The sequence below is a fragment of the Streptomyces sp. NPDC058086 genome (genome assembly GCF_042885015.1).
Taxonomy (GTDB): domain Bacteria; phylum Actinomycetota; class Actinomycetes; order Streptomycetales; family Streptomycetaceae; genus Streptomyces.
In genome coordinates this window covers 111,665-126,686 of sequence record NZ_JBHVST010000008.1, presented here as the reverse complement: position 1 = coordinate 126,686, position 15,022 = coordinate 111,665, and the positions used below count along the sequence as shown (strand labels likewise).

The following is a 15,022-nucleotide window of genomic DNA, read 5'->3' as shown; positions in this document are numbered from 1 at the left end:
ACGCCGTTCACTCAAGGTGTCCTAGATCGTCCTCCGTGTCGATGTCGTACGGCTCCGCCACGTCACCGCACTCGACGAGCGTGATCGCCGCCTCGTGCTCCTTCAGATAGGCGCGTGCCCCCCGGTCACCGGTGGCACTCGCCGCGACACCGGCCCAGTGGGCGGCGCCGAAGAGGACGGGGTGGCCGCGCACTCCGTCGTACGCCGCGGAAACCAGCGAGGTGTCGTCCTGGTAGGCGGCGAGCACCCGCGCGACCGCCCGCGGCCCGATGCCGGGCTGGTCGACCAGTGAGACCAGTGCCGCCCGCGCGCCCGTGCCGGCGAGCGAGCCGAGCCCGGCCCGTAGCGACGAACCCATGCCGTGCTCCCACCCCGGGTTGTCCACGAGCACACACCCGTCGAGCCGCGCCCGCTCCCGTACGGCGTCGGCCCGCGCCCCCAGCACCACGTGGACGCGCGTGCACCCGGCCGCGCGCAGCACCCCCACCGCGTACTCCACGAGGGGTCGCCCCCGGTGTTCGAGCAGCGCCTTGGGCCGCCCGCCGAGCCGTCGCCCCCCGCCCGCCGCGAGGAGCAGCCCGGCCACCTGGTCTTCTCTGTGTGTCATACGCCGTCTTCCCTGTGCGTCATACCTCCTGCATACCTGACCCGGCGCCGAGGGCACGGTCTCGCGGGGCTGAATTTCGGTCCGCGCGGTGGCGCCACCGCATCGGGTGGCGTTTACTGGCCCGCGTCCCCCGGCGCCCGACCATCGCCATGGGGTGTGGGACAGACCGGCGAAGGGCGTGCGCACAAGGACGTGCGAGGGGGCGAGCTGTGTTGCGGAGCTTGGGACAGAGGCCAGTGACCGGCAGTGACGAGGATCCGAGGGTGGCGGAACTGCGGACCGCCGTCTCCCGGCTGCGCCGTGAACTCGCCACGCACCCGGCCGAGTTCCCCGACCGGGGCATCGCCGAGGACGAGCTCGCGGCGCTCGCCGCGATGGCCCTCAGCGGTCTGCCCGAGATACCCAGGCTGCGCCGCTCCTTACTGCTGATCGCGGGCGCGATCGGCTCGGTCAGCGCGCTGTCGACCGGCCTCGCGGGAGTACGCAGCGCGGTGGAGCTGTTCGGGGAACCGCCCCGGCGCCCTTGAGGGGGCCGGGGTCCTTCTCCGGGTGCGCTTTCGGCGTACCGCTCACGCCACCCAGTGCGGGCGGCCCGCCTCCGCCCCGGCCGCGGTGAGCCCGCTGTCCAGAGCGGTCGTGAGCCGGCGTACGGCCTCGTCGAGCATGTCGGACGGCAGGGTGTAGGGGAAGCGCAGCCGGTGCTCATGGGTGCCCGGGTCGGCGCCGAAGCGGGAACCGCCCTCGATGCGCAGGCCCTGGGCCAGGGCCGCGCGGGCCAGCGACGAGGCGATCGGGCGGCCCAGGTCGATCCACAAGGTCAGTCCGCCGGGCGGCAACTGCCAGCGCCAGTCCGGGAGATGGCGGGTCAGCGAGTCGGCGAGCGCGTCCCGCTGGGCGCGCAGCCGGGGCAGCCGCTCGCGCAGCACCTCGTCCGTGCGCGCCAGCAGTCCGAGCGCGACCAGCTGGTCCAGGACCGAGCCGCCCATGTCCGTGGGCACCCGTGCGGTCGCCAGCTCCGTGATCAGCCGGGATCCCGCCCGCACCCAACCGAGGCGCAGCCCGCCCCAGTGCGTCTTGCTCAACGACCCCACCGTCACGACCTGTTCGCCCGTCCCGCGCGGCGCGAGCGAGGCGAACGGCGCCGCTCCGGGCACATCCAGCGCGATGTCCGTCATCGTCTCGTCGATCACCAGCCAGGTGCCGGTCGCGCGCACCGACTCCAGTACGGCCAGGCGCTGTTCGAGCGGCATCAGATGCCCGGTCGGATTGTGGAAGTCGGGGATCAGATACGCGAGCCGGGGCGCCGCCTGCCGCAGCGCGCAGTCGATCAGCCCCGGGTCCCAGCCCTCCGCCGTGACAGGCACGGGAGTGGTGCGCAGTCCGGCGCGGCGCATCGCGTCGAGCGCGTTCGGATACGAGGGGTTCTCGACCAGGATCCGGTCACCGGGCCGCCCGAGCAGCCCGAGCGTCAGTGAGAGGGCCTGCTGCGCGCCGTTCGTGATGAGGATCTGGTCCGGCAGCGTAGGCAGCCCGCGCCGGGTGAACCGCTCGGCGACGGCGGCCCTCAACTCCGGGATCCCGTAGGGGTGGTAGCCGGGTGTCGAGGCGCGCCGGGCCAGCAGGACGCCCGCCTCCGCGAAGGCCTCCGCGAGCTCCGCCTCGGGCGCGCCGGGCGCCGCGATGGCCAGGTCGATCACCCCGTCGTCGGCCGGGAAGGAGGCCACATTGGCCGGTCGGTGGCCGTCGGGCAGCTCCGTCCACGTCCCCGCGCCCCGCCGGCTCCGCGCGAACCCGTCCTCCCGCAGCAGGTCGTACGCCGCCGTCACCGTGGCCCGGCTGACCGTGAGCGCGGAGGCCAGCTCGCGCTCGGCGGGCAGCCGGACGTGCAGCGCGATCCGGCCGTCCAAGAGCAGCCTGCGTACACCGTCGGCCAGCGCGCGATACCCGAGGCGGCCGTCGGCGTGGGGCACGGCGGACAGCAGCGCGGCGAGCTGTCGGCTTCCCAGCGTCCTGTCCATTCCGTGGACCACCGGTCCGTTCACCATGCCAACTCCCTTGCATTGGCCCTGTAGGGCAGGCCAATCAGCGTACAGACTTCGGGGACCAGGGGAAATCGTCCCACCGCATTGGCCTGGAAAGGGGAGTGGAGTGACGTCGATCGACGCCGGACACGTCTACGAGAAGGGGAGCATCAGCGCCAAGGGAAGCGTCAGCGCCAAGGGAAGCGACCACTGCCTCACCGATCGCGGGGAGCGGGAGATGCAGCGGCGCCAGGAGGAGCGGATGCCGGGGGTGCCAGTGCGGGAGTGGGCGCGCAGGCTGGTCGCGGGGCGCCGCTTCACGGCCCGTGCCGGTGGGGGGCTCGGGCTGCCGCGGCTGCGCCGGGGTGAGTCCTGATGGCGGCCGCCGGACAGGTGGTCGTCGGCGTCAGCGGCTCGCTCGCCAGTCTCGCCGCGCTGCGGGTCGCCGCCCGTGCCGCCCGCGACAGCGGCCGCGTGCTCGTGGCCGTACTCGCGTGGGAGCCGCCCGAGGGGGAGGTCCTCTACGTCCGCAACCCCGACAGCGCCTGGGCCGCCCGCTGCGCCCGCGATGCCTCTTCGCGGCTCGACCGCGCCTTCGAGGAGGCCTTCGGCGGTACGCCGCCCGAGGTCACCGTCGTCCGCAGGGTGGTCCGGTCCCGTCCCGACCCCTGTGCCAGCTGGCCGCGCACCCGGACGACCTCCTGGTCCTCGGCGCCCGCACGGGGGCTCGTAGGGCCGCGGTCCGCCGCCAGGTGCCGGCGCACGCCCGCTGCCCGGTCCTGACGGTGCCCGCGTCGGCCCTAGTGGCCTGTCCGGCGGATCATGCCGCAGACGCGGGGCTTGGCACGCCCTTCCCCAAGCTCTTCGAGCAGGGGGTGTCCCCAGCGGCGTTGTCGTCGGTTGCCGACTCCCCCGAGCTCTCGGCTTCGCTCGCGCAGGGGGGACCCCCATCGCGTCGACGCCCTCCTCCGCTTTGCAGCTGGACGCACCAAGCCCCGCTCACCAGCGTCGATGAGACCCCGCCCGTTCCCTGCGGCCTGATCCGCCGGACAGGCCCCGGCACGGCGCGAACGCCGAGCTCCGCGCCGGGCCATGGCGCGGGACTTCGCCGACCTCGCCGCCGGGTGATCCCCGGGGCGCGCCGGTCAGGCCCCCGGGCCCGAGCTCGCCAGCGCCTCCGACAGCTCCACCGCGACCTGCTGGAGCACGGGCACGATCATCTCCGTGGCCGCGTCCGTGACCCGGCCCGCGGGACCGGAGATGGAGATGGCGGCGGCCGTGGGGGAGTCGGGGACCGAGACGGCCAGGCAGCGCACGCCGATCTCCTGCTCGTTGTCGTCGACCGCGTAGCCGAGCCGGCGCACCTCCTCCAGCGCGGTGAGGAAGCCGTCCGGGGTGGTGATCGTCTTCTCCGTCGCGGCAGGCATGCCGGTACGGGCGAGCAGTGCGCGCACCTCGTCCGCCGGGGTGTGCGCGAGCAGGGCCTTGCCCACGCCCGTGGAGTGCGGCAGCACCCGGCGTCCCACTTCGGTGAACATGCGCATCGAGTGCTTGGAGGGCACCTGGGCCACGTACACGATCTCGTCCCCGTCGAGCAGCGCCATGTTCGCGGTCTCGCCGGTCTCCTCGACCAGACGGGCGAGGTAGGGGCGTGCCCAGGTGCCGAGCAGCCGGGAGGCGGACTCGCCCAGGCGGATCAGGCGGGGGCCGAGCGCGTAGCGGCGGTTCGGCTGCTGGCGTACGTAACCGCAGGCCACGAGCGTGCGCATGAGGCGGTGGATGGTGGGCAGCGGCAGCCCGCTGCTCACGGAGAGCTCGCTCAGGCCGACCTCCCCGCCGGCGTCGGCCATGCGCTCGAGCAGGTCGAAGGCGCGCTCGAGGGACTGGACACCACCGCTCGGGGCGGATGACTTGGCGTCGTCGGTGGTGCTGGCGCTGGACGCAGGCACGGCGCGGTCCTTTCAAGGCTCAGAATCGAGAGGGGCGGCCCGCAGGGCCTCGAACACGGCGGTGGCGGGTGACGGGCGGGCAGTGATGCAGCCTACCCGGCTGTTGGTTGACTCCTTGGTGGTGCGTAGCTACGTTCTGCCTTGTGGAATTCTAATTCCATTCTGTGGAAACATCCAGAGGGGCGCATTCGGGGGCAGGGTGGAGGGGTGAGCCCTTGACGGCGTGAGGGCTTGAGTGAAGACTCCTTCAACAGAACGTTGAATTCCGTTACGTGGAAGTTAACTGCGGCAGCGGGAGTCGACAGCGGCAGAGAGAGGGGTCCGGGTGTCCGACGTCGGATGGGTCGAACTGATGCTGCGCTCGACGCGCGTCATCACTCCCGAAGGGACGCGCGCCGCCACGGTCGCGGTCGCCGCGGGCAGGATCACGGCCGTGCTCGCGTACGACGCCGAGGTGCCGCCCGGCGTCCGCCTGGAGGACTTCGGCGACGACGTCCTCCTGCCGGGCCTGGTCGACACCCACGTGCACGTCAACGACCCCGGCCGCACGGAGTGGGAGGGCTTCTGGACCGCGACGCGCGCCGCCGCGGCCGGCGGCATCACCACCCTGGTCGACATGCCGCTCAACTCCCTCCCGCCGACGACCACGGTCGACCACCTCCGTACGAAGCAGGACGTCGCCCGCTCCAAGGCGCACATCGACGTCGGCTTCTGGGGCGGTGCCCTCCCCGACAACGTCAAGCACCTGCGCCCGCTGCACGACGCGGGAGTCTTCGGCTTCAAGGCCTTCCTGTCGCCGTCCGGCGTGGACGAGTTCCCCGAGCTGGACCAGGAGCAACTGGCCCGGTCCCTGGCAGAGATCGCCGCGTTCGACGGCCTGCTCATCGTGCACGCCGAGGACCCGCACCACCTCGCCGCCGCCCCTCAGAAGGGCGGCCGGAGGTACGCCGACTTCCTGGCCTCGCGTCCGCGCGACGCCGAGGACACCGCCATCGGCAACCTCATCGCGCAGGCCGAACGCCTCCACGCGCGTGTGCACGTGCTGCACCTGTCGTCCTCCGACGCGCTGCCCCTGATCGCCGAGGCCAAGCGTGCGGGCGTGCGGATCACGGTGGAGACCTGCCCCCACTACCTGACCCTGACGGCCGAGGAAGTCCCCGACGGGGCCAGCGAGTTCAAGTGCTGCCCGCCCATCCGCGAGGCCGCCAACCAGGACCTGCTGTGGCAGGCGCTGGCCGACGGCACGATCGACTGCGTCGTCACCGACCACTCGCCGTCCACGGCCGACCTGAAGACGGACGACTTCGCGACCGCCTGGGGCGGCATCTCCGGGCTTCAGCTGAGCCTGTCGGCGGTCTGGACGGAGGCCCGCAAGCGCGGTCACAGTCTGGAGGACGTGGTCCGCTGGATGTCCACGCGCACGGCCCGACTGGTCGGCCTGGACTCCCGCAAGGGCGCCATCGCGGTGGGCCTTGACGCCGACTTCGCCGTCCTCGCCCCCGACGAGACCTTCACCGTGGATCCCGCCGCGCTGCAGCACCGCAACCGGGTCACGGCGTACGCCGGCCGAACGCTCAGCGGGGTCGTGAAGTCCACCTGGCTGCGAGGCGAGCGCATCGTGGCCGACGGCGAGTTCGGCGCCCCCGGCGGCGAACTCCTGACGCGCACCCCGTAGCCCTCGAACGCACCCGCACCCGCACCCGCATCCGTAGCGGCCGACCTCGAAAGGCAGACCTGATCAACGTGACGGCGATTCCTCACTTCACCGGCGACGCGAACCCCTACGGAGGCGGCGACCCGTACGCGGACCACCGCACCGCCGACTTCCCCTTCACCCAGTACGCCAACCTCGCCGACCGGCAGCTCGGCGCCGGGGTCATCGCCGCCAACGACGAGTTCTTCGCCCAGCGCGAGAATCTCCTGCTGCCCGGGCGCGCCGAGTTCGACCCCGAGCACTTCGGGCACAAGGGCAAGATCATGGACGGCTGGGAGACGCGGCGGCGCCGCGGCGCCTCGGCCGAGCACCCGTGGCCGACGGCCGAGGACCACGACTGGGCGCTCGTCCGGCTCGGCGCACCCGGTGTCGTACGCGGGGTGGTGGTCGACACGGCCCACTTCCGCGGCAACTACCCCCAGGCGGTGTCGGTCGAGGGCGCCTCGGTCCCCGGCTCCCCGTCACCGGAGGAACTCCTCGCGGACGACGTGAAGTGGACGACGCTCGTACCGCGCACGGCGGTCGGCGGCCACGCCGCCAACGGCTTCGCCGTCTTGGTCGAGCAGCGCTTCACCCACCTCCGCGTCAACCAGCACCCCGACGGCGGCATCGCCCGGCTGCGTGTGTACGGCGAGGTCGTGGCCGACCCGGAGTGGCTCTGCGCGCTCGGCACCTTCGACGTCCTCGCCCTGGAGAACGGCGGCCGGGTCGAGGACGCGTCCAACCTCTTCTACTCGCCCGCCACGAACACCATCCAGCCGGGGCGCTCCCGCAAGATGGACGACGGATGGGAGACCCGCCGCCGCCGCGACCAGGGCAACGACTGGATCCGCTACCAGCTGGTCGCCCAGTCCGAGATCCGCGCCCTGGAGATCGACACGGCGTACCTGAAGGGCAACAGCGCCGGCTGGGCGTCGGTGTCGGTGAAGGACGGCGACGACGGCGACTGGACGGAGATCCTCCCCCGTACCCGCCTCCAGCCCGACACCAACCACCGCTTCGTCCTCGCCGCGCCGGTGAGCGGGACCCACGCGCGCGTGGACATCTTTCCCGACGGAGGCATCTCCCGCCTGCGTCTGTTCGGCTCCCTCACGGAGGAGGGCGCCACGGCCCTGACGGCCAGGTACCAGGAGCTCGGCGGCTGAGGCCGCGCTGCCGCGCGGGTCCCGGCGGGCCGTGATCAGGGCTGGTCGTCGGCGGCGTCGCGGGCACGGCTGTCGCGCAGCTGCCGCCAGTGCGTGCGGTACAGCACGTAGTACAGGGCGACGATCACGGCACCCACCTGCAGACCCACGCCGAACTCCAGGAAGGAGTCCTCGCTCATCAGCCGGTTGGTGAGGTAGGCGAAGTTCATGCCGAAGAAGCCGGTCAGGAACGACAGCGGCAAGAAGACCATCGAGACGATGGTGAGCCTGTTGATCACGACGTTCTGCTGATCGGCGACGAGTGACGCGTAGCTGGTCGCGGCCCGCCGGGCCGCGTCCCGCAGCGCCTCGATCTCCACGAGGACCAGCTGCACGGTGTGCTCGTGCAGCCGGTTCATCGCCTGCCGCTCCTCCGAGAGGTGGTGATCCGCCATCCTGCGGCGCACCAGGATCTCCTGGGCGACCGCGGCGTACGGCAGGAACGCGCGATGCAGATGGGCCGCGCGCCGTCGCAGCTGGGCCAGCCGTTGGACGTGCTCCGGCTGCCGCCGCTCGAACATCGCCTCCTCCAGGTCCTCGACCTCCAGATGGGCCTGCGTGACGGCTCGGCGAAAGGTCTCCAGGACCCCTTGCAGGAACAGGAACAGCGTCGTCACCGCGTCGGGGGGCAGGTCCTGCGGCAGTTGGTCGAGGAAGGCCTCGATCAGTTCGACGGGCCCGTGGTGCACCGTGATGAAGCGGCGCTCGTCGGTAAGGACATGGATATGGGTGACCTCGTTTCCGCTGACCACCGGAACGACGCCGATCGCAGTCCCGTCGTGGTACTCGGCCCGGACGTGCTCGTCCGCTCTGCCGAGCCACTCCCCGGCCGCGTCGTCCAGTCCGAGCCGACGGGAGAGCGGCGCGTCGTCGAGTGGGGGTTCGTCTCCCAGGTCGATGTCCACGATCACGAAGCCGGAGGGCGCCGCGAGGCGCTCCCGGGCCTGTGTCAGACCGGTGCGAACGACGACGCCCTCCGGCATCGACACCACCGAAACGATCATCGCCCCTCACCGTGGATGGCGTCGTGTGCACACTGCACCGTCCCTCGGCACACTACCGCCGAAGGTCCCGCGAGCAGCTGACCGCGCCCGGCGTCGTGTCGGGCTTCGTTAACTCCCGGAAAATTCATCGGACTTGGTGGGAGAAATCCTCTGCCTTGACATTGACATGCCAGGGTCTACGCGCGTCATCCTAGAGTCATGAGATTCCCCCCACGAATCACTCGTATCGGCGCCCTGGTCGCCTTCACGTCCGCGCTGCTCATCGGCGGCACCACCGTGGTCCCCGCCAATGCGGCGGCCACCGCCGTGGGCAGCATCTGCTACGGCAAGCTGCCGTCGCAGGCGTACGACACGCTGGACCTGATCGCGTCCGGCGGTCCCTTCCCGTACTCGCAGGACGGGGTCGTCTTCCAGAACCGGGAGGGTGTCCTGCCCTCCCAGTCCACCGGGTACTACCACGAGTACACCGTCATCACGCCGGGCTCCTCGACGCGCGGCGCCAAGCGCATCGTGACCGGCAAGAAGACGCAGGAGGACTACTACACCTCGGACCACTACGTCACGTTCAAGCTGATCAACTTCGGCTGCTGAGCCGAGGGCTGCGCGTACGACTGGTTTGACCGCGCCATCCGCTTCAACCGGTTTGACTGTTTTGACCGCTTTGCGGAAGATCCTCGCCCCGCGGTTCCCCCCACGTTCATGGGCCGCGGGGCGAGGTACGTCCGGACGAAAGTATGCGGCGCCGCTACTTTGGTCGACGATCGCCGCCGCGGGGGAGGTGGCTGCGGCGCGGGCCTCGTAGATTTGTCGACCGTGAGTGGTGACAATCCGGTGCCGATGGCACCCGTTCTGCCTGGGCGGCGCTGGCTGCTGCCGTCGGCCGTGGTCGCGGAACTCGGCCCCGAGCGGACGGGGCGGGGCGGACGGCCCCGGCGTACCGCGCGTGACTGGGTGGTCGACTTCGGCTGCTTTCTGCTGGCCGTCGTCATCGGGGTGATGGCCGCGCACACGCTGACCCGCGACCCGGACACCCCGCACGCCCTCGCCGTCGTCGACCAGTGGATCGGCGGACTCGCCTGCCTCGCCGTGTGGTCGCGCCGTCGGTGGCCGCTGGGGCTGGCCGTGGCGATGATCCCCGTCGGACTGCTCTCCAACACCGCGGGCGGCACAGGCCTGGTCGCCCTCTTCACGCTCGCCGTGCACCGGCCCCTCAAGTACGTGGGCTGGGTCGCAGGTCTCCAGCTCGCCCTGCTTCCGGTCTACTTCTGGCTGCGCCCCGATCCCGATCTGTCCTACGCCGCCGCCATCGCCGTCACCGCGCTGCTGACGCTGGCGGTCGTCGGCTGGGGCATGTTCGTACGGTCCAAGCGGCAGCTCATGCTGAGTCTGCGGGACCGGGCGCGGCGGGCCGAGACGGAGGCCGCGCTACGGGCCGAGCAGGCGCAGCGGCTGGCGCGCGAGGCGATCGCGCGCGAGATGCACGATGTGCTCGCGCACCGGCTGACACTGTTGAGCGTGCACGCGGGGGCGTTGGAGTTCCGGCCGGACGCGCCTCGCGAGGAGGTCGCGCGGGCCGCCGGGGTGATCCGGGAGAGCGCGCACGAGGCCCTGCAGGATCTGCGGGAGATCATCGGGGTGCTGCGGGCGGGTGACTCCGACGACGCGGGGCGGCCGCAGCCGACGCTCGGCGCGTTGGACGCGCTGGTCTCCGAGTCGCGTGAGGCGGGGATGAAGGTGGCCCTCGATCTGCGGGTCACCGATGCCGCGGCTGTGCCCGCGTCCGTCGGGCGGACCGTGTATCGCATCGCCCAGGAAGGACTGACGAACGCTCGTAAGCACGCTCCGGGAGCCGAGGTCACGGTTGATGTCTCGGGTGCTCCGGGTGACGGTCTGAGTGTGTCCGTGCGAAATCCGGCCCCTCCGGGGGAGGTGCCGCATGTGCCGGGTTCCGGGCAGGGGCTGATCGGGCTGACGGAGCGGGCCACTCTGGCCGGGGGGCGTCTGGAGCACGGGTCCGACGGGGGTGGGGGCTTCTTGGTGCGGGCGTGGCTGCCGTGGGGTGGGTGAGCGTGGGGTGCGGCTGCGTGGGTGAGCGTGCGGTGCGCCCGCGGGTGCGTGGGTGAGTGTGCGGTGCGCCCGCGGTTGCGAGTTGGGGCGGGGCCGCGGCGGTGCGTCGAGCCCGTCGCCGCTGGATCAGACGTGGGCCGGGCAAGGGAGCCGCTGCTCGATCCGAACGTAGGCGACGGGCTTGCGACGCACCGCCACGGCCCCTCGCGTCGCATTGCGGCTGCGGCTGCGGGTGTGTCAGGGGGTGCGGGGGATTACCCGGTGGCCTGCGGTGCCGTATACCCAGCTCGCTGTTTCGTTGATGAAGTCGGTCGGGAAGCCTGTGCGGAAGGCCGTGGCCTCCTCCAGGCTGGTCAGAATGTGGTCGGGGAGGGTGAGTTCCCTCGCGCCCAGGTTGTCGGTGAGCTGGGTGACGTGGCGGGCGCCGATGATGGGGTGGACGGTGGGGGAGTGGGCCATGGTCCAGGCGATGGCCACTTGGGCGGGGGAGGCGCCTAGTTCGTCGGCCGCCGACTGGACCGCTTCGGCCACCGTCCGTTCGAGTTCCCCGATCGCCTCGGGGGAGAGGCGGGTCGCCGTGCCGGGGGCCACGCCGCCCGGACGTGTGTACTTGCCCGACAGAACGCCGTTCTGCAGCGGGCTCCACGCGGCCACCGACATGCCGAGGGTCTCCGCCATGGGGAGGAGCTCGCGCTCCGCGTCGCGGCTGAGCAGGCTGTAGGGCACCTGGAGTGCGGTGAAGGGGGACCAACCCCGCCACTCGGCAAGGGTGTTGGCCCGTGAGACCACCCAGGCGGGCGCGTCCGAGATGCCCACGTACAAGACCTTGCCGGACCTTACGGCGTCGTCCAGGGCGCGCATGGTCTCCTCGACCGGTGTGTTCCGGTCCCAGATGTGCACCCAGTAGACGTCGATGTAGTCCGTGTCGAGGCGCCGCAGGCTCGTCTCCAGGGAGAGGGCGAGGTTCTTGCGGTGGTTCCCGGCGGCGTTCGGGTCGGTGCCGTCACGGGAGACGGTGTACTTGGTGGAGACGACGAAACGGTCGCGTCGGCCCTTGAGTAACTCCCCCACGATCTCCTCGCTGGCGCCGCCCCGGTAGTTGACGGCCGTGTCCACCACGTTGCCGCCCGCCTCCGCGTACGCGTCGAGGATCCGCGCGCACTCCTCTTTCGGCGCTCCCACCCCGCCCTGCTCCCCGAACGTCATGGCACCGAGGAACAACTCCGAGACGCGCAGGCCGGTCCTGCCCAAGAGCCGATAGCGCACTGAACTCCTCACTCCTGGGAGAGACCCCGTCGATACTGTCCTGTCGGCCGACGGTAGTCGTTCGTCACGGTCGAAGCGTGGGTAATGCTCCGGCGGGCAACCTACGGTAGGCACCATGAATGCGATCCGGCTGCTTCTCGTCGACGACGATCCGCTGGTCAGGGCCGGCCTGTCCTTCATGATGGGCGGCGCCGACGACATCGAGATCGTCGGCGAGGCCGCGGACGGCAGTGAGGTCGAGGCGCTCGTCGACCGCACCCGCCCGGACGTCGTCCTGATGGACATCCGGATGCCGGTGGTCGACGGACTCACGGCCACCGAACGGCTGCGAGGGCGCGAGGACGCGCCGCAGATCGTGGTCCTCACCACGTTTCACGCCGACGATCAGGTGCTGCGGGCGCTGCGCGCGGGTGCCGCCGGGTTCGTTCTCAAGGACACGCCGCCTGTGGAGATCCTCGACGCGGTACGCCGGGTCGCGGCCGGTGATCCCGTGCTCTCGCCCGCCGTCACCCGCCAGTTGATGGAGCACGCGGCCGGTGGGGCGCCGGGTGGGCGGCGCACCGGCGCCCGGGACCGGATCGGCGCGCTCAACGACCGCGAACGCGAGGTCGCCGTGGCCGTCGGCCGGGGTTCCTCCAACGCCGAGATCGCCGCCGAGCTGTACATGAGCGTCGCCACCGTCAAGACCCATGTCTCACGGGTCCTCGCCAAGCTCGGCCTCAACAACCGTGTTCAGATAGCCCTGTTGACGTACGACGCGGGACTTCTGGAGGGAGACGACGGGCACTGAGCGCGGGGCCCGCGCGTTGGAAGGACAACGGGAGGGGGACCATGATCGATCTGGGGGAGTACGGCGCGGGGTTCACGAGGGACCCGTATCCGGTGTATGCGGCGCTGCGCGAGCGCGGCCCCGTCCACTGGGTGCGGACGCCGCAGCCGGGTGCGTACGAGGGCTGGCTCGTCGTCGGGTACGAGGAGGCGCGGGCCGCCCTCGCCGACCCGAGGCTCTCCAAGGACACGAGGAGAGGGGGGTGGAGCTCGCTCGAAGAGGAGCTGATGGGCCGGTATGTGCTGATCGCCGACCCGCCGGAGCACACCCGGCTGCGCTCCCTCGTCACGGGCGCGTTCACCATGCGGCGGGTGGAGGCGATGCGCCCGCGCGTCCAGCAGATCACCGACGAACTGCTGGACGAGATGCTGCCGAAGAGGGGCGCCGACCTCGTCGACTCGTTCGCCTATCCGCTGCCGATCACCGTCATCTGCGAGCTGCTCGGCGTTCCGGACATCGACCGGGTGACGTTCCGCGCGCTGTCGAACGAGATCGTGACGCCGACCGATGGAGATTCCGAGCTGGCCGCCGTCCGGCAGCTGGCCGCCTATCTCGATGAGCTGATCGAGGACAAGCGGTGCACGGCACCTGGCGACGACCTGCTCAGCGACCTCATCCGCACCCGGGCCGAGGACGGCGACCGGCTCTCCCGGGACGAGTTGCGCGGGATGGCGTTCATCCTGCTGGTCGCGGGCCACGAGACCACGGTCAATTTGATCACGAACGGCGTGCATGCTCTGCTCACCCACCCCGGCCAACTCGCCGCGCTGCGGGCCGACATGACGCTCCTCGACGGCGCGGTGGAGGAGGTGCTGCGCTTCGAGGGACCGGTCGAGACGGCGACGTACCGCTATGCGGCGGAGCCGTTGGAGATCGGTGGCAGGGCCATCGCGGCCGGTGACTCGGTGATGATCGGGCTCGATGCCGCCAACCGTGACGCGGCGCGCTGCCCGGATCCGGACCGCTTCGACATCCACCGCGCCCCGCAGGGCCATCTCTCCTTCGGGCACGGCATCCACTACTGCTTGGGTGCGCCGCTGGCCCGTCTCGAAGCCCGGGTCGCGCTGCGCTCCCTGCTGGAGAGATGCCCGGACCTCGCGCTGGACGGGCCCCCTGGTGACTGGCTCTCCGGCATGCTGATGCGCGGTCTGCGCAGCCTGCCGGTGCGCTGGTGAGTGGTGGTGCGTGGGGGAGTCGGGGGTGACGATGGTGTGGCTTCGGGTGGGGAGGGGCACCGACGTGCTCGCTCAGTCCCGTCTGCCGGGGATCTCCGCCAGGTACACCGGGCGTCTCTCCAGCCGCGACAGCTCGCAGGCCTCGGCGATGCGCAGTGCGTGCAGGGCCTCCTGCCCGTCGCAGGGGTTGGCGCGTTCGCCGCGCACGACGTCGACGAAGGCGGCGAGCTCGGCCTCGTAGGCGGGGCCGAAGCGCTCCAGGAAGCCGGTCCACGGCTTGTCGGCGGCCGGCGGTCCGGCCGGTTCGGTGGAGGCGATCGGCGTACGGTCGTCCAGGCCGACGCCGATCTGGTCCAGCTCGCCGGCCAGCTCCATGCGCACGTCGTAGCCCGCGCCGTTCAGCCGGGTCGCCGTCGTCGTGGCGAGTGTGCCGTCGTCCAGGGTGAGGACGGCGGCGGCCGTGTCGATGTCATGAGCCTCACGGAACATCGAGGGCCCGGCGTCGGAGCCCATCGCGTACACCTCGACGACCTCGTGGCCGGTGATCCAGCGCAGCATGTCGAAGTCGTGGACGAGGCAGTCGCGGTACATGCCGCCGGAGATCGGGAGGTACGCGGCCGGGGGCGGCGACTGGTCTGAGGTCATCGCACGGATCGTGTGCAGCCGGCCGAGCCGTCCCGAGCGCACCGCCTCGCGCGCGGTCGTGTAGCCCGTGTCGAAGCGGCGCTGGAAACCCAGCTGCAGGACCGTGCCGGCCGCGTCGACCTCGGCAAGCGCGGACAGCGTGCCCGGCAGATCGACCGCGATGGGCTTCTCGCAGAACACCGGGAGCCCCAGGCGCGCTGCCCGACCGATCAGTTCGCCGTGCGCCGAGGTGGCCGCCGTGATGACCACGGCGTCCACGCCCCAGGTGAAGATCTCGTCCACGCTGGGCGCCGCCGTCGCGCCCAGCCGGTCCGCGACCGCATGCGCCCTCACCGTGTCCGCGTCCGTGACGATGAGGGAGCCGACCTCGCGGTGGCGGTTGAGAACGGTCGCGTGAAATGTGCCGATACGACCCGTTCCGATAAGTCCGATGCGCATGGGAACAAAGTGAGGCCCACCAGGCACGCTGTCAATGCTTTGTCCGGACAATCGAACTACACAACTTCCCGTCAACATCTCCCAGAGCTACGCTCGGCCCGTGCCGAAACCAGATGAGGATCC

At 71.4% G+C, this 15,022-nt stretch carries 15 protein-coding genes; 9 read left to right on the top strand and 6 right to left on the bottom strand.

Features of this window, described 5'->3' with window-relative positions; translation table 11 throughout:
- Positions 1–7: 7 nt before the first annotated feature.
- Positions 8–607: an NTP transferase domain-containing protein gene (locus tag ACFVWD_RS08970; RefSeq protein WP_389594630.1), complete on the bottom strand. Its 600-nt coding sequence runs from the start codon at positions 605–607 to the stop codon at positions 8–10.
- Positions 608–816: 209 nt separating this feature from the next.
- Between ACFVWD_RS08970 and ACFVWD_RS08965 the strand changes: the two genes are divergently transcribed.
- Complete coding sequence (locus ACFVWD_RS08965) at positions 817–1,134, top strand: DUF5955 family protein (RefSeq protein ID WP_389594629.1); 318 nt, start codon at positions 817–819, stop codon at positions 1,132–1,134.
- 42 nt (positions 1,135–1,176) lie between these two features.
- Here ACFVWD_RS08965 and ACFVWD_RS08960 read toward each other — a convergent pair whose 3' ends face one another.
- Complete coding sequence (locus ACFVWD_RS08960) at positions 1,177–2,652, bottom strand: PLP-dependent aminotransferase family protein (protein WP_389594628.1); 1,476 nt, start codon at positions 2,650–2,652, stop codon at positions 1,177–1,179.
- A gap of 103 nt (positions 2,653–2,755) precedes the next feature.
- Between ACFVWD_RS08960 and ACFVWD_RS08955 the strand changes: the two genes are divergently transcribed.
- A complete protein-coding gene (locus ACFVWD_RS08955; RefSeq protein WP_389594627.1) occupies positions 2,756–3,004 on the top strand; it encodes a hypothetical protein in 249 nt (82 codons plus the stop codon).
- A complete protein-coding gene (locus tag ACFVWD_RS08950; protein WP_389594626.1) occupies positions 3,004–3,411 on the top strand; it encodes a universal stress protein in 408 nt (135 codons plus the stop codon). The genes ACFVWD_RS08955 and ACFVWD_RS08950 overlap by 1 nt, the downstream gene beginning before the upstream one ends.
- Before the next feature lie 362 nt (positions 3,412–3,773).
- Here ACFVWD_RS08950 and ACFVWD_RS08945 read toward each other — a convergent pair whose 3' ends face one another.
- Positions 3,774–4,577 carry an IclR family transcriptional regulator gene (locus ACFVWD_RS08945; RefSeq protein ID WP_389594625.1) on the bottom strand — a complete coding sequence of 268 codons (804 nt, stop codon included), beginning with the start codon at positions 4,575–4,577 and terminating at the stop codon, positions 3,774–3,776.
- 352 nt (positions 4,578–4,929) lie between these two features.
- On the opposite strand from ACFVWD_RS08945, the gene allB reads away from it, so the two are divergent.
- Positions 4,930–6,252, top strand: a complete 1,323-nt coding sequence (gene allB / locus ACFVWD_RS08940) for an allantoinase AllB (protein ID WP_389594697.1) — start codon at positions 4,930–4,932, stop codon at positions 6,250–6,252.
- A 68-nt stretch (positions 6,253–6,320) separates the two neighbouring features.
- On the top strand, positions 6,321–7,436 hold the full coding sequence (gene alc / locus ACFVWD_RS08935) for an allantoicase (protein WP_389594624.1): 1,116 nt from the start codon (positions 6,321–6,323) through the stop codon (positions 7,434–7,436).
- Between the two features lie 35 nt (positions 7,437–7,471).
- On the opposite strand, the gene ACFVWD_RS08930 is transcribed toward alc, so the two are convergent.
- Entirely contained in the window at positions 7,472–8,479 is a 1,008-nt protein-coding gene (locus tag ACFVWD_RS08930; protein ID WP_389594623.1) for a CorA family divalent cation transporter, read from the bottom strand.
- A 198-nt stretch (positions 8,480–8,677) separates the two neighbouring features.
- Here ACFVWD_RS08930 and ACFVWD_RS08925 point away from each other — a divergent pair, with 198 nt between their 5' ends.
- Together ACFVWD_RS08925 and ACFVWD_RS08920 are read left to right on the top strand one after the other, a co-directional pair.
- Positions 8,678–9,070, top strand: coding sequence for a ribonuclease domain-containing protein (locus ACFVWD_RS08925; protein ID WP_389594622.1), 393 nt, complete (start codon positions 8,678–8,680; stop codon positions 9,068–9,070).
- A 246-nt stretch (positions 9,071–9,316) separates the two neighbouring features.
- Entirely contained in the window at positions 9,317–10,546 is a 1,230-nt protein-coding gene (locus ACFVWD_RS08920; protein ID WP_389594621.1) for a sensor histidine kinase, read from the top strand.
- Positions 10,547–10,783: 237 nt separating this feature from the next.
- Here ACFVWD_RS08920 and ACFVWD_RS08915 read toward each other — a convergent pair whose 3' ends face one another.
- Positions 10,784–11,812: an aldo/keto reductase gene (locus ACFVWD_RS08915; RefSeq protein ID WP_389594620.1), complete on the bottom strand. Its 1,029-nt coding sequence runs from the start codon at positions 11,810–11,812 to the stop codon at positions 10,784–10,786.
- A 115-nt stretch (positions 11,813–11,927) separates the two neighbouring features.
- Between ACFVWD_RS08915 and ACFVWD_RS08910 the strand changes: the two genes are divergently transcribed.
- Together ACFVWD_RS08910 and ACFVWD_RS08905 are read left to right on the top strand one after the other, a co-directional pair.
- Entirely contained in the window at positions 11,928–12,602 is a 675-nt protein-coding gene (locus ACFVWD_RS08910) for a response regulator (RefSeq protein WP_389594619.1), read from the top strand.
- Positions 12,603–12,643: 41 nt separating this feature from the next.
- A complete protein-coding gene (locus tag ACFVWD_RS08905) occupies positions 12,644–13,816 on the top strand; it encodes a cytochrome P450 (protein ID WP_389594618.1) in 1,173 nt (390 codons plus the stop codon).
- 72 nt (positions 13,817–13,888) lie between these two features.
- Here ACFVWD_RS08905 and ACFVWD_RS08900 read toward each other — a convergent pair whose 3' ends face one another.
- Positions 13,889–14,899, bottom strand: a complete 1,011-nt coding sequence (locus tag ACFVWD_RS08900) for a Gfo/Idh/MocA family oxidoreductase (RefSeq protein WP_389594617.1) — start codon at positions 14,897–14,899, stop codon at positions 13,889–13,891.
- Between the last annotated feature and the right edge of the window lie 123 nt (positions 14,900–15,022).

Bases quoted from the DNA above. Each gene is read 5' to 3' on its own strand.
- allB (WP_389594697.1), top strand. From the start codon at position 4,930: ATGCTGCGCTCGACGCGCGTCATCACTCCCGAAGGGACGCGCGCCGCC.
- ACFVWD_RS08910 (WP_389594619.1), top strand. From the start codon at position 11,928: ATGAATGCGATCCGGCTGCTTCTCGTCGACGACGATCCGCTGGTCAGG.
- ACFVWD_RS08970 (WP_389594630.1), bottom strand. From the start codon at position 607: ATGACACACAGAGAAGACCAGGTGGCCGGGCTGCTCCTCGCGGCGGGC.
- ACFVWD_RS08905 (WP_389594618.1), top strand. From the start codon at position 12,644: ATGATCGATCTGGGGGAGTACGGCGCGGGGTTCACGAGGGACCCGTAT.
- ACFVWD_RS08920 (WP_389594621.1), top strand. From the start codon at position 9,317: ATGGCACCCGTTCTGCCTGGGCGGCGCTGGCTGCTGCCGTCGGCCGTG.
- ACFVWD_RS08930 (WP_389594623.1), bottom strand. From the start codon at position 8,479: ATGATCGTTTCGGTGGTGTCGATGCCGGAGGGCGTCGTCGTTCGCACC.
- ACFVWD_RS08960 (WP_389594628.1), bottom strand. From the start codon at position 2,652: ATGGTGAACGGACCGGTGGTCCACGGAATGGACAGGACGCTGGGAAGC.
- ACFVWD_RS08900 (WP_389594617.1), bottom strand. From the start codon at position 14,899: ATGCGCATCGGACTTATCGGAACGGGTCGTATCGGCACATTTCACGCG.
- ACFVWD_RS08950 (WP_389594626.1), top strand. From the start codon at position 3,004: ATGGCGGCCGCCGGACAGGTGGTCGTCGGCGTCAGCGGCTCGCTCGCC.
- ACFVWD_RS08925 (WP_389594622.1), top strand. From the start codon at position 8,678: ATGAGATTCCCCCCACGAATCACTCGTATCGGCGCCCTGGTCGCCTTC.